A 13,298-nucleotide genomic window follows, 5' to 3' on the forward strand; every position below is an offset into this window, starting at 1 on the left:
AATATCAAAATTTTAATTTAATTTCTATTTATACGCCTCTTTTATTATCCCAAACCCTTATATGTAGTCTATCGCAATATTTATATCCTGAGTTAATTGCCATGTTTATAACGCTCTCAGAATGTTTATTTATCTCATAAGCACTATCACCCATTGGCATAAGATAAATGTCACAATTTGGTATTATTGAAGAGATTAATTCAATTTCTTCTTTTGCTTTTGTAATAAATTCTTTGCTAATAACAAATTTTAAATATGACTCTTTTGTATTTGTGATAATTTTTTTTAGAGTCTCTTCATTAACCCTTTTTTTAAGTGGTTCAAGTGAATTAGAAAGTTTAACGCTCATGGAAAATATTAATTCTTTTTGATACTCTTTTGTAAAATCTATATTTAATGAGCCATTTGTCTCTATTGTTACTTTATAACCATTTGATATATAATATTTCAAAATTTCTTGGAACTCTTCATCTTTCCAATATAAGAGTGGTTCACCACCTGTGATTACTATATCTACTTTATATGAAGGTTCTAACTTTTTAACTTGCTCTATGATTTCATTTTTATTCATCTTATGCCATTGGTCTTTAAATGCAGGATCAACTGCATAAAATGAATCACAAGAACATTTTTTCACTCCACTTGGAGTCTCATATTCAACCGCAAAGCCTTCGCATCTAAAATTACATTTTCCAAATCTTATAAAAATAGATGGATTTCCAACATACTTTCCTTCTCCTTGTATCGTTGGTCCAAATATCTCATTTACTTCAAGCATATACTGTACTTTTACTTTTGGGAGTCTCTAAAAATTCTACATGTGATACTTCTATTGGTAATTCATTCATTTTAGTTTGAATAATTTCTAAAAGCCAAGCAGAAAGGTTTTCACTTGTTGGAACAAAATCAACAAGTACATATCCTTCATACAATTCACGAATATGTATTGGTTCATCTTTTATACTATTTAAATCAAAAGTATAAAATCCTTCTTCATGGAAAAATAACTCTTCTTTATTTTTAAAATGAGGTAATAGAGTTTCAAATAAGGGATCATTTAAATCTAAAACAAATTTATGATCTAAAGTATCATCTAAAAATTTTTTGAACCAATTTAAGTGCTTAAAATCAGTTACCATTCCATTTTTTAAACTTGAACTCTCTAAGTGAACTATTACTTTTCCTTGATGTCCATGTAGATGTCTACACATCAAACAAGTATCTAGTGAAAAGTCTGGGTTTAATTCTTGTGACCAAACTCTATGACCATAACAAAAATCAAACTCTTTTGAAATATTCCATTTCATCAAGAACCTTTATATGGTATTGGATCTTTTGAATTTGCTTGTTCAAATCCATTTAATCGCAATCTACAAGAATCACAAACTCCACAAGCTTCTTTTTCTTCCTTATAACAAGACCAAGTAAGCTCAAGTGGAACATTTAGTTTAAGAGCTTTTTTTACAATCTCACTTTTGTGAAGTTTAACTAAAGGAGTTTTAATATTTATATGTGTTGCTTCTTTTGTCCCTTCATTAATTGCATTTTTAATTTGATTAATAAATGAATCTGTACAATCAGGATACCCACTACTATCTTCTTCAACAACTCCAATAAACATTGCTTCTGCATTCTCTTTTTCTGCAATTGCAGCTGCAATTGAAAGAAAAATACCATTTCTAAATGGTACATAAGTAACGGGAACTCCGGGTTTAACCCCATCAATTGGAACATCGATATTGGCATCTGTTAGTGCACTTGCTCCAATTTGTGTGAAAAATGGAATATCAATTTCATATTTATTTTTCACTTTTAAATCTTCACAAACATCTCTAAATGCTTTTAATTCTCTGTTCTGTGTTCTTTGTCCATAATTAAAATGAACAGCAATTATTTCATATCCTTCATTTTTAGCAATATATGAAGCAAGTGTAGAATCCATGCCTCCACTTAAAATACAAATAGCTTTTTTACTCATAAGTTATATAGTCCTTTTTTTCATCGCAAAAGAATTTCCAATTTATTGGAATAACTTTTACTTCTTGCTTTTTATTTAGTTTTGATACATTTTCATCTAAAACAATAAATGAATTACATTCACTTAAAATAGATACCATTCCAGGGCTTTTTTTATCAGAAGGAGTGAAGTTTTCTCCGTTAAAGAAGCCTGGAATAAAAGTAAATTTCCCTTTTTTATTTATTAAATCATCACTTATTTTTGTATAAATAAAGTTATGATAAAAATCTTTTGCTCCAATTAATTTTTGAATAATTATTTTCCCAAGCATTTCAAAAATCAAAGCAGAGGCTAGAGGATTACCTGGTAAATTTAAAATAAAAGTATCTTTTATTTTACCAAAAATTGTAGGTTTACCTGGCTTTGCATATACTCCATCAAATAAAGTTTCTAAACCAACTTGTGTAAATGATTCTCGTGTAAAATCAGCTTCTCCCACTGATACTCCACCTGATGTAATTATTAAATCTGCATTTAAAGAGTTGTATATATGTTCTTTTATTGATTCAATAGAATCTTTTGCTTGTCCTACAAAACTCACATCACAGCCTAATTCTTTAGCTCTTGCTATAAAAGTAGGAGTATTAGAGTTATATATTTGATAATCTTTGATTGATTGATAATGGAGTTTCAACTCTTCACCTGAAGCAAAAACTACAATTTTTGGTTTATTATAAACTTTTATATGAGAAATACCTTGAGAAGCAAGAAGAGTAATTTTTGCAAAATTTAATTCTTCTCCAACTTTAATTAATAAAGAATCTTTTAGAATATCTTCACCAACAAATTTTATGTGTTGCATTTTTTTTACAACAGAGGTAATTTTAATTTTATCATTAATTATTTCAGTATTTTCTTGTGGAACAACCGCTTCACAGTTTGGAGGAACCATAGCTCCTGTCATCACTTTTATTGTTGTACCTGATTTTAAAAGGTTTTTATTATTATCTCCTGCGAATATTTTGTCAGATAAAGTCAGTTCTTTTTCTTTATCATCTAAAAGTATTGCATATCCATCCATTGCAGAGTTGTTAAATTTTGGTAGAGAGCTTGTTGCGTAAATGTTTTGGGCACTTATTCTTGATGTCGCATTTTCAATAGGAACTATTTCAAAATCTTTTACTTGAATTGAGTTAATGATTATTTCTAATGCTTTTTCAATTGATACACTCATATTAAATCCTTTTACTTCAACCTATGCTTAAGTTTGATATAATAGCAAAATTTCTTAAAAGTGAGATAAACATGGATTTTAGTAGTTCAACAATTGATACACACGTTTTTTTTGTATACCTTTTTATATCGGTTATGCTAATTAATTTTTATAGTGTTTATAATATAAATAATTTTATAAAACTAGCAAAAAGATTAAAATTTTTTACCCCTTTATATCATACTTTAAATGCAATTATTATTTATACAGGAACAATTGTTGCTTTTTATCAAAAAACATTTTCTTTTACTATATTTATAATGATAGCAGCAGCAATTGCAGTTATGGTGTTGGAGATAAAAAGATTTAAAAAGATGAGAGTTATAAAAAGTGATGATACACAACTGCAAGAAGAGTTTTTTAAATTTTCTAGAAAGATTTATCTTATTGAGATTATTATAATTATTTTAACATATATTATAAGTAAGATTTTTTAGTGCAGTTTGTTTATCTACCTGAGGCCTCCCTTGAAACAATTAAAGTTGAAGGTGATATTTATAAATATCTTTTTAAAGCAAGAAGAGAAAAAATTGGTTCAACTGTTTTTTTTAGGAATTTAAAGAATAATTTTATTTATTCCTATGAAATATTTGATATTAGTAAAAAAGATGCAAATTTAAGACTTATAAAAAAAGAAGAAAAAATGGTTGAGGCTAATAATAAACTTCATATTATTTGGGCAATAGTTGATCCAAAAACAATTGAGAAACAACTTCCTTATTTAAATGAAATAGGAGTTGATAAAATTACCTTCTTTTATGCTGATTATTCACAGAAAAACTTTAAACTAAATATAGAAAAGTTTGAAAAAATATTGATAAATTCATCACAACAATGTGGAAGAAGTTCAATTATAAAATTAGAAATAATAGCTTCTTTAGATGAGGTTTTAACTTCATACAAAGATAGTTTTGTTTTTAATTTTTCTAATAATCACATAAATGATAAAAAAGATATAAAAAGTATAATTGTGGGGTGTGAAGGTGGTTTTTCTCCTAAAGAATTGGAAAAATTCACAGAAGAAAAAACTGTTGGAATTAATTCTAATTTGATTTTAAGAAGTGAAACAGCAGTTACAACTATTGCTGCAAAATTGATAGTTTAAAACTAACACTTAATTAACACTAATACTTTATAATTACAATGTTTAAACAAAAAGAATTAGATAAACTCCTACTAATTTTTATCTATTCACAAGAACGCTAAAGCCTTTAAACACCAATTGGCTTTAGCCTATATCCTCTATTTTTTTGTGATTCTATAATATCAACTCCCAATATTTTTCTTAAATGCCAAATATGATATCGAATAACATCTGCTTTTGAATTACTATTGCTTGGATAAACATTTTTTTCCAAGCTTTCTTTGCTTACAAAATTTCCTCTATTTTTAATTAAGTAATTTAATACTAATAGGGTTTGTGGTTCCATTTCTAAGGGTTCTTGATTGTAAAAAAGTTCTTTTGAAAAGATATTGTATGAAAGATTTTCACTTATAATTATATCTTGGTGATATGTTCGATATGATCTTTTGATTAGAGATTGTATTCTTAAAATTAGTTCTTGATTATTTCCTGTTTTATTTAAAAAACCATCACATCCACTTTTAAATGATCTAATTATACTATTTGAAATAGAAGTTAGTACTAATCTTAAAGTCTCATCTTCATATTCATTTAAAATTCTCATGATTTCATAACCATCAATTTGTGGGACATTTATATCAAGAATATATAAGTCATATATATTGTCATATATTTTGTTTAAAAATTTTTCACCATTTGAGCAAGTATCAATTATAAAATTTTCTTCTTCAAGTAGATCTTTTATAGTTTCTTGATAGAGTTTATCATCTTCCAAAAATAGTATTTTAGTGCCAATCATAGTTTACTCCAATTATAAAAAGCTAAAGAGAAAAACTCTTTAACTTTTTAGTTTTTAAATATTAGAGTATATTCATAAAGAGTATGGTCATACCCCAACCAAAATAAACAACCATCCATAAAACCATTATAGATAAGGTATAATTACCTAGTTTTGTAACAGCTTTATCTTTTGTACCATCAAAAACACCTTGGTTTTTTCCAACTTTCCAAGCTAATGTTAGAAGGTAAGCAACTCCTACTCCTCCTAAAACTAAGAAAGTAAGTAAGAACATTACAATAGTAGGGATTTCTAAATTAACTGGATATTCATAAATACTATATCCCAGTTTTGCCATAATGTCAAATCTTATAAGTTCTCTCATAGCAGAGATTAATAAAGCAACAACAACTAATACTATAGTTGTAATATAACTATTACTGTTTTTCAAAATCATAAATAATAAAACAACAACACCTATTACAATAGCAATAGATAATGGATGTAATAAATATCCAACTTGTAGCATCCATGCTACAAAGGCAACTGCACTTATAATTAAACCTACTACTCCAATTTTTGTTCCAAGGCTTGCAGTATACTTTACAAATGTCTCACTAAAATCTTCCCTTGTACTTAAAAATCTACTATAGTTTTGTAAGAATAATCCAACAACTGGAATTGATAAACTTAACATAAAAATCAATCTTACAGTATCTACATTAAATGTCCATCCACTATTGTCAACTATTCCATTTGGTGCATACATATTCATCCAATCATTTGGCATAAGAGAAGTTACTGCAAAATTATGCATTAAAGTTCCTGCAAATATTAAAATTAGAAATGAAATAATACCTATTAGTTTTCCTCCACCTTGATTTTTCTTATTTGCAAAATAATACCAATAATAAAGAATATAACCAAGAACTAGTGTATATATAAATATAAATACCCACATTCCAGATAATGTATTTGTTACATACCAATTTGGATCATAAATAACTTGTGTAAATAATAAAGGTGCAACCCCTAAAACTATAAGTATAGAAATACTTATTTTCCCTGTTTGGATTAAATGGGGTGTTAATATCTTCCAATTGTCATCACTTTTTTGTTTAAAAGTACCATATAATGAAAGTCCCATTGAACCTAATGCAAGAAAAACAAAGGCTGCATGTAATGCCCATGTTAAAACATACAGCGCTTGGAATACTACCGGATAAAAAGGTACTCCTGCTGGATCTCTTAGAGCTAATAATATTGATGCGTCCATAATTCCTCCTAATATTTCATTGATGCAAAATATTGGGCAATTGCATCAGTTTCATTTTCTGGTAATTTTAATGTTGGCATGTAAGGCATACCACCTGCACCTATTGCATATAAAATAGACTTGATAGCTTCTTTATCCATACCGGCTAATCTATCTTTTAAAGGTCTATATTTACCAGTTTTTTCTAAAGAGTGGCAATTTGAACATGCCATTCTTGCTAAAAGTTTTCCAACTTCATGTTTGTTCTCTTCTGTAATGACTTTTAAATTTTTTGGAACAAATGGATTAACTTGTAAAAGTCCTTTTTCGGCGATTATTGGAAGTTCGCTTTTTATTCCTTTCCCTGGTACATCACGACTAATTATTTGATTTGAATAAATATATTGACCCGCAACATAAGGTTTTCTCATAGATTCTCTTAGTTTCTCACCTGGCCATATTCCTGCAATTAATATTATAAAAACCATAACTCCTGCTAATGGAGTACTTATAAATTGTGGTTTTACAATTGCAACTAAAAAATAAATAGAAAAAACAACTGTAAGAATAATTCTACTTTGAATAACATCTGCTTTTGTTATATTAAATACAGCATGTGCATTGTCAGGTAGAGTTCCCATATACCACATAAAGAAGAATAGAACTAAAAATCCTCCAAGCATACTTACATAACCCATTTTTTTAGTTAATTCACGTGAAAGTTCTAGATTGTCTTTTTTCATTGCACTTGAAATAATAAGTCCAATTACACCTGATAACATAATCATAAAACCAATTCGTAAAAACATATGAGGGAAGGTATTTGTACCAAAAAATGCATCACTTGCACTTCCTGTTGTATAGTATTCTTGAGTACCTGGCCACATCATAAAACTAATAATCCCAATGATCAATGCTAAAGTACCAACTGAAGCCATTGCAAATGAGAATGTAAGTTTTAAATGAGTTTTCTTATCGATTTTATCTATAAAGTAAACAAGAACAAAGACTCCTATTACTTCAAAAACAAAAAATACCCACTCAGTCGCCCAAACCCAAACAAAGTTATGTATTAAAGCACTAATACCCCTTGGACTTGCTGCAGTTGCCGTGTACCAAATACCTGGACCGGTAATTGAACCTATTACATACGAAAAAATCAACAAAAACATACCGTATTTTTTCATATACGGATATAAATCAGTTCTATTTTCTTTATATGCTTTATATGACAAATATGCAAATAGCATTGCTGCACCAACAGAAGTATGTGATGCTAAGATGTGTATAGTTCCTGTCATACCCATCATCCAAGCACTTCCGTATTCTGGAAAATAAAACAACGGAAATTGTCCTATAATATCCATGTAGCCTCCTTAATTTAATTAGAGGTTAGTTTACTCTTAGTATGTTAATTTAATGTTAGTTTTTGAAATTTTTGTAGTATTTAATATTAAGAAAATTTTTATATAAAAAAGGGGACTAATAAAAACTAGTCCCCTTTGAAGTTAAATGAAAAGATATTGCTTAGTGCATATCTCTCCATTGTTTAGATTTCCATAACCAAGCAAAAATTGCAAAAATTGCTAAGTAAATTAAGAACTTAGGCCCTAATTCTTCTCTTTGTGCTTTTTTAGAATCACCAACTTCTTCTAAATAACCAACAACTTGTTTTTCAGATTCTAGCGTTAAACCAACTCTTGGCATAGCAGTACCTTCTAAATGTTTTTGAGGGTCATTAACAAGTTCATGAATATATTCATGTCCTCTTGATTTAATGTATTGAGATAAATCAGGTGGAATTTTACCCATGTAAGTTTTTATATCTTTGTCAGGTGTATATGCTTGCATAGTTCCACCTTTCATATCTCCATATTTAATAGAGTGACATCTTTGACAAGCATTGTTAAATACTTCTTTATCTGTCATAGTTTTTGGTGCAATTGATTGTAAGTATGCAACCATATCAGCTATTTCTTGTGGTTGCATCCAATCATAACCTGGCATTGGATGAACTCTTCCATCAACAAATTTATGTGTAACTTTAGAAGCTCTAGCAGGATTCATAATAAAACCAGCAAGATATTCTTTAGTATATAATTTACCAGCAGTTCCTAAATCAGGTGGTACTACACCATAAGCTGCAGCAGCACTTGCATCATCCATAACTTTTGGAAAACCTTTTGACTCAATAGAGTGACAAGCAGTACAGTTACTAGTAACTAATACTTCACCATTTGCTACATTACCTTTGTCAGAAACTGCTTCTTTAGTTGTTGCCCAAAAAGCATTAGTGTCTTTTTCAAAGTTTTCAGCATTTGTTAAATCAGCAGTTGCACTTTTAATTGCTTTTTTATCATCTGATTTTTTTGCATTTTCTAATGCAACTTTTGCTTTTTCTACATTTTCCGCAGTTATCATTTTGTCTGCTTGTGCAAAATCATAATTTGGTGCATCTACATGAGGGTGCATTTGAGAGTGAGCAAAAGGTTCAACTCCCCAGTAAGTTATTAGTGTTAAAGCTACAACTACTGCTAATATTTTTAATTCTCTCATACATCACCCCTTTTCTTAGCATCAGATTTCGAAACAATTGGTAATGCTAAGAATATTAAAATAAATGAAAGTGCAGCTGCAAATCCAATATATGCATTTGTACCTGTTGGAGGTAATTTACCAAAAACAGTTAATACAATTAAGTCAATCATTAAAATCCAGAACCAAATAAAGAATTTAGGTCTTTTATGTGCTGGTAAGATTTTAGGATCTCTATCTAAAAATGGTAATAATAAGAATATAACATTTGCAAATCCAAATGCCATTAATCCAATATCAAATGCTTTTAAAGGACCAACATTAAAGAAGAAACCTCTTAATACTTCATATGACCATAAGAAATACCACTCAGGATAAATGTGAGTTGGAGTAACCATATTATTAGCTGGATCAAAGTTAACTGGATCCATAGCAAAGTCATAATGGAAAAATACTAAGTAAAAGTAGAATATTAAGAAAATTCCCATAACTGCTAAATCTTTAGAGATAAATACAGGCCAGAAAGGAATAACTTTTGATTCTTTTTTATTTCCAGAAAGATATTTTTCAGCTTCAGCATCAAAATCTAACTCTTCTGAATCTTGATTATTAACATGAGGAACTCTTAAAGTATAGAAGTGTAATGCAATTATTCCCATTATAATAACAGGTAATAAGAATACATGTAGCATAAAGAATCTAGTTAATGTAGCATCAGCAACATTAAAGTCACCTCTAATCCATACAACTAAAGCATCACCAATAAAAGGAATACCACCAAATAAGTTTGTAATAACCATTGCAGCCCAATAAGACATTTGTCCCCAAGGTAACATATATCCAGAGAATCCAGCAGCACTAAATGTCATAAATAATAACATTCCAGAAATCCAAATCATTTCTCTTCCTTGTTTATAAGAACCATAATAGATACCTGTAAACATGTGAATATAAATAATTAAGAATACAACAGAAGCTGCAACACCATGCATATGTCTAAATAGCCAACCATATGCAACTTCTTGCATAATTGTATAGTTAACAGAATCAAATGCTAAATTAATATCTGGTTTGTAGTACATCATCAAGAAAATTCCTGAGATAATTAAAATACCAAATGTTGTAGCTAAAAGTACACCCATAGCCCATAGAAAGTTAATATCTTTTGGAATCCAATATTCAGTCATCATAACTTTATTGAATGCTGTAAGATTTAATCTTTGATCTAACCACTCACCAACTGAGTTTGCTTTTTCAAATTTTGCCATTTTATTTCCTTCCTACGCTTCTGTTGCTACAAAAGCAGCAATTTCTTTGTATTCAGGACTAGATTCACCTAAAACAACTTTAGTACCTTCTACTTTAAATGGAGGCACATCAAGTGGTCTTGGTGGTGGTCCAAAAACATTTTCAGCACTTGCATTAAACTCACCACCGTGACAGGCACATTTCCAATGAGTTTTTTTCCATGCAGGAATACATCCTAAGTGTGTACATAATCCAATAGCAATAATAAATCTATCGCTTCCTACAATTAAATCTCTTTTTGATTGATCCATATCTGCTGTTTTTTTAAGAACAAATACTGGTTTACCTCTCCATACGAAAGTTTCTGGTTCACCTGCTTTTATAGTAGATAAATCTACAGTTGTAAATCCACCAGCTAAAACACTAGGAAGTGGATCCCATGCTTGTTTCATCCCAACAAGCGAAGCAGCACCACCTACTGCAGCAACTGCAGCAAATGAATAACCAATAAAATCTCGTCTATTAGTTTCGTTAGACATAATTTGGTTTCCTTTTAAAATAAAATCTTCCCATTATATTTAAAGATGTCTTAAATTTTTATGACTAAGGTCAAAACTAAGGTATAAAATAGCAAATTGTCTCATATTTACACAAAAGATTAGCTACATTGAGCTTCTAAGGTTAAAAATAACCTCAGAATTATAAGTTTAAGTTATATTATTTAGTAATAAATTCGATTATTTTTGATTCTATTTCTTCTTTTTCTACTACTTCATCATGCAGAATTTTTGAGTTAAATAGTTCTGAAATTGAATCAGGAATTTTCACTTTACAATCTTTTGAGATATTTTCTAGAGCAGTTTTATCATCATATTTTTCATTATTTTGTGAAATAGCATTTAGAACTGTTGGTGAAAATTTTGTCCATTCAGCAGTTGAATACATAACTGTTTTTAAATCTTTTTCTCTTAAAGTCTCATATGCTTTTAAACAAGTTGCAGTATGGGGATCCATAATATAATCTTTATCTGTATATCTTTTTATGATTTTTATTCCATATTCATCATCAGAGTTTACGGCAGAAAAATATTTTTGTAGTTCTTTTGTCTCTTCTTTAGTCATTTCAAAAAATAGATTTTCATTTAGTGCTTCCATTAATTCTTTTGTTCTTTTAGCTCCATAAAGACTATAAATAACTCTTTCTATATTAGAAGATTTAAGGATATCCATTGCAGGAGATTTTGTAAGTTGTAGCTCTTTTCCTCTAATATCATAGATACCTGTATTAATCCATTGAGTTAAGATATTATTTTTATTTGAAGCAACTAAAAGTTTTTCAATTGGTACACCCATATTAAGTGCATAAAAGCCACCTAAAACATTTCCAAAGTTTCCACTTGGAACTATTAAGTAAATTTTTTCTCCAAATGTTATTTCATTTTGTTTAAGCAATTGAATATATGACCAAAAATGATAAATAATTTGGAATATGATTCTTCCAAAATTAACTGAATTTGCCGCACTTAATTTTATGCCATCCTTTTTCAACTCATCTCTAAATGTATTTGATGCAAGCAATTTTTTTAATGCTGTTTGTGCATCATCAAAATTTCCTTTTATCCCTATTACTTTTAAGTTTGCTCCATCTTCTGTAACCATTTGAAGTCTCTGTACATCACTAGTACCACCACTTGGATAAAGACAAGCAACTTGAATATTATCTTTATTTTTAAAAGTATTTAAGGCAGCTGGTCCTGTATCTCCAGAAGTTGCAGCTAAAATTAAATATTTTTCATCTTTGCTTTTTGCAATTGAACTTAAAATAGAACCAAAAGGTTGTAGTGCCATATCTTTAAAAGCCCTTGTTGGTCCATGATATTGTTCATGTACAAACAAGTCATTTTCTATTTTAACTACAGGGCAGGGATTTGATGCATCATCAAAACTATCATATAAATCTAAAGCTTTTTTTATTTCACTTTCATCTATATCAATATCAAAAGCTTTAAGTATGTCATACGCTAGTTCTTTATAGCTTGAGTTAATATGATTTTGTAAAAAGTCATCTTCAAGTTTTGGTAAACTTTTGGGTACATAAAGTCCTCCAAAAGAAGCACTCGGGCTTAAAATTGCTTCGCTAAAACTTACTTCATTAGCTTTAACACCATCATTTCCTCTTGTTTCTATAAAATTCATATTAGTCCTTACTTTTAGTCATTTAATAATTTTTCTAAATTTATTCCATTATTTGGATTGTCTTTTCTTACAAATTGTGTACCAATTCCATCACTTGTAAATAGTTCAAGAATAATTGAATGTTCAACTCTTCCATCAATTATGTGAGCTTTGTTTACACCATTGTAAATAGCTTCTATGCAAGAGTCAACTTTTGGTATCATACCACCAGCTATTGTTCCATCTTTTTTATAAGACTCAACATCTGATTTGTCTAGTGAGTTTAATAGATTTTTATCTTTATCAAGAACTCCTACTGTATCAGTCAAAAATAGAACTTTTTGTGCTCCAAGTGCAATGGCTATTTTACTAGCTGCCACATCTGCATTTATATTAAATCCAGGGTGTCCAGGCTCTTTTGCATCGGCAATTGGTGCAATAACTGGAACAAATCCTTCATTTATAAGATTTGTAATCATTTTTCCATTGATTTGAGTAATAACACCTGTATATCCAAACTTTCCACCATCTTTTGCTTGGGCTTGTATAATAGAAGAATCTTTTCCTGAAATACCTATGGCTTTTGCTCCATGATAGTTTAAAAGTGAAGTTATATTTTTATTGATTTCTCCACTTAAAACCATTTCCACAACTCTCATACTATCACCACAAGTTACCCTATGTCCATCAATAAACTCAGAGTGAATTTCAAGTTTTTTCAATAATTCAGAAATTCTAGCTCCTCCACCATGTACGATTACAGGTTTGATTCCCACAAGTGAAAGTAGGGCAATATCTTGAGCAAATTTTTCTTGTAAATCAGGAGAAGTTTGCGCGCTTCCCCCATATTTGATAACAATTATTTTTCCATAGAATTTTTTAATATATGGAATGGCATCAAGTAGTGTTTCTACAGTTGTATTTTTTCTTTGCATAATTTTAAAACCTTATTAAAAAGTGAGGCATTATACAACAAATTTTCTTTTTGTAATA

The 13,298-nt window shown here is 29.2% G+C and carries 14 protein-coding genes; 2 read left to right on the forward strand and 12 right to left on the reverse strand.

Translation table 11 applies throughout. The annotated features are described in order from the left end of the window. Positions 1-28: 28 nt before the first annotated feature. The 4 genes from ACNI3D_RS02585 to ACNI3D_RS02600 are packed head-to-tail and all read right to left on the reverse strand — an operon-like array spanning position 29 to position 3,191. Positions 29-778: a 7-carboxy-7-deazaguanine synthase QueE gene (locus ACNI3D_RS02585; protein ID WP_419768138.1), complete on the reverse strand. Its 750-nt coding sequence runs from the start codon at positions 776-778 to the stop codon at positions 29-31. Next, a complete protein-coding gene (locus tag ACNI3D_RS02590) occupies positions 771-1,307 on the reverse strand; it encodes a 6-carboxytetrahydropterin synthase (protein WP_013134309.1) in 537 nt (178 codons plus the stop codon). Before ACNI3D_RS02590 ends, ACNI3D_RS02585 begins: the two co-directional genes overlap by 8 nt. Next, positions 1,307-1,978: a 7-cyano-7-deazaguanine synthase QueC gene (gene queC / locus ACNI3D_RS02595; RefSeq protein ID WP_129100470.1), complete on the reverse strand. Its 672-nt coding sequence runs from the start codon at positions 1,976-1,978 to the stop codon at positions 1,307-1,309. The genes ACNI3D_RS02590 and queC overlap by 1 nt, the downstream gene beginning before the upstream one ends. Beyond that, a complete protein-coding gene (locus tag ACNI3D_RS02600; protein ID WP_419768139.1) occupies positions 1,971-3,191 on the reverse strand; it encodes a molybdopterin molybdotransferase MoeA in 1,221 nt (406 codons plus the stop codon). Before ACNI3D_RS02600 ends, queC begins: the two co-directional genes overlap by 8 nt. Positions 3,192-3,262: 71 nt before the next feature. Here ACNI3D_RS02600 and ACNI3D_RS02605 point away from each other — a divergent pair, with 71 nt between their 5' ends. Both ACNI3D_RS02605 and ACNI3D_RS02610 read left to right on the forward strand, forming a co-directional pair. Continuing rightward, the gene (locus ACNI3D_RS02605; RefSeq protein WP_129100472.1) at positions 3,263-3,667 is read left to right on the forward strand and encodes a hypothetical protein; all 405 of its coding nucleotides are present in this window, start codon (positions 3,263-3,265) and stop codon (positions 3,665-3,667) included. Further along, positions 3,667-4,335, forward strand: coding sequence for a 16S rRNA (uracil(1498)-N(3))-methyltransferase (locus ACNI3D_RS02610; protein WP_419768140.1), 669 nt, complete (start codon positions 3,667-3,669; stop codon positions 4,333-4,335). The genes ACNI3D_RS02605 and ACNI3D_RS02610 overlap by 1 nt, the downstream gene beginning before the upstream one ends. Positions 4,336-4,441: 106 nt before the next feature. On the opposite strand, the gene ACNI3D_RS02615 is transcribed toward ACNI3D_RS02610, so the two are convergent. The 8 genes from ACNI3D_RS02615 to argB form a co-directional block, all read right to left on the reverse strand. Next, positions 4,442-5,113 carry a response regulator transcription factor gene (locus ACNI3D_RS02615; protein WP_419768141.1) on the reverse strand — a complete coding sequence of 224 codons (672 nt, stop codon included), beginning with the start codon at positions 5,111-5,113 and terminating at the stop codon, positions 4,442-4,444. Between the two features lie 61 nt (positions 5,114-5,174). Further along, positions 5,175-6,368, reverse strand: coding sequence for a hypothetical protein (locus ACNI3D_RS02620; RefSeq protein WP_419768142.1), 1,194 nt, complete (start codon positions 6,366-6,368; stop codon positions 5,175-5,177). An 8-nt stretch (positions 6,369-6,376) separates the two neighbouring features. Beyond that, the gene (locus ACNI3D_RS02625; protein ID WP_129100476.1) at positions 6,377-7,714 is read right to left on the reverse strand and encodes a c-type cytochrome; all 1,338 of its coding nucleotides are present in this window, start codon (positions 7,712-7,714) and stop codon (positions 6,377-6,379) included. A 160-nt stretch (positions 7,715-7,874) separates the two neighbouring features. Continuing rightward, positions 7,875-8,903: a c-type cytochrome gene (locus tag ACNI3D_RS02630; protein WP_419768143.1), complete on the reverse strand. Its 1,029-nt coding sequence runs from the start codon at positions 8,901-8,903 to the stop codon at positions 7,875-7,877. Continuing rightward, complete coding sequence (locus ACNI3D_RS02635) at positions 8,900-10,150, reverse strand: cytochrome b (protein ID WP_419768144.1); 1,251 nt, start codon at positions 10,148-10,150, stop codon at positions 8,900-8,902. The genes ACNI3D_RS02630 and ACNI3D_RS02635 overlap by 4 nt, the downstream gene beginning before the upstream one ends. 12 nt (positions 10,151-10,162) lie before the next feature. After that, complete coding sequence (gene petA, locus ACNI3D_RS02640; RefSeq protein WP_419768145.1) at positions 10,163-10,669, reverse strand: ubiquinol-cytochrome c reductase iron-sulfur subunit; 507 nt, start codon at positions 10,667-10,669, stop codon at positions 10,163-10,165. A gap of 178 nt (positions 10,670-10,847) precedes the next feature. Further along, positions 10,848-12,326, reverse strand: coding sequence for a threonine synthase (gene thrC / locus ACNI3D_RS02645; RefSeq protein WP_419768146.1), 1,479 nt, complete (start codon positions 12,324-12,326; stop codon positions 10,848-10,850). 14 nt (positions 12,327-12,340) lie between these two features. Continuing rightward, positions 12,341-13,240 carry an acetylglutamate kinase gene (gene argB / locus ACNI3D_RS02650; protein WP_129100481.1) on the reverse strand — a complete coding sequence of 300 codons (900 nt, stop codon included), beginning with the start codon at positions 13,238-13,240 and terminating at the stop codon, positions 12,341-12,343. Positions 13,241-13,298 lie beyond the last annotated feature (58 nt).

It is taken from the genome of Arcobacter siniprincipis (SeqCode), assembly GCF_048571125.1.
Classification (GTDB): Bacteria; Campylobacterota; Campylobacteria; order Campylobacterales; family Arcobacteraceae; genus Arcobacter; species Arcobacter siniprincipis.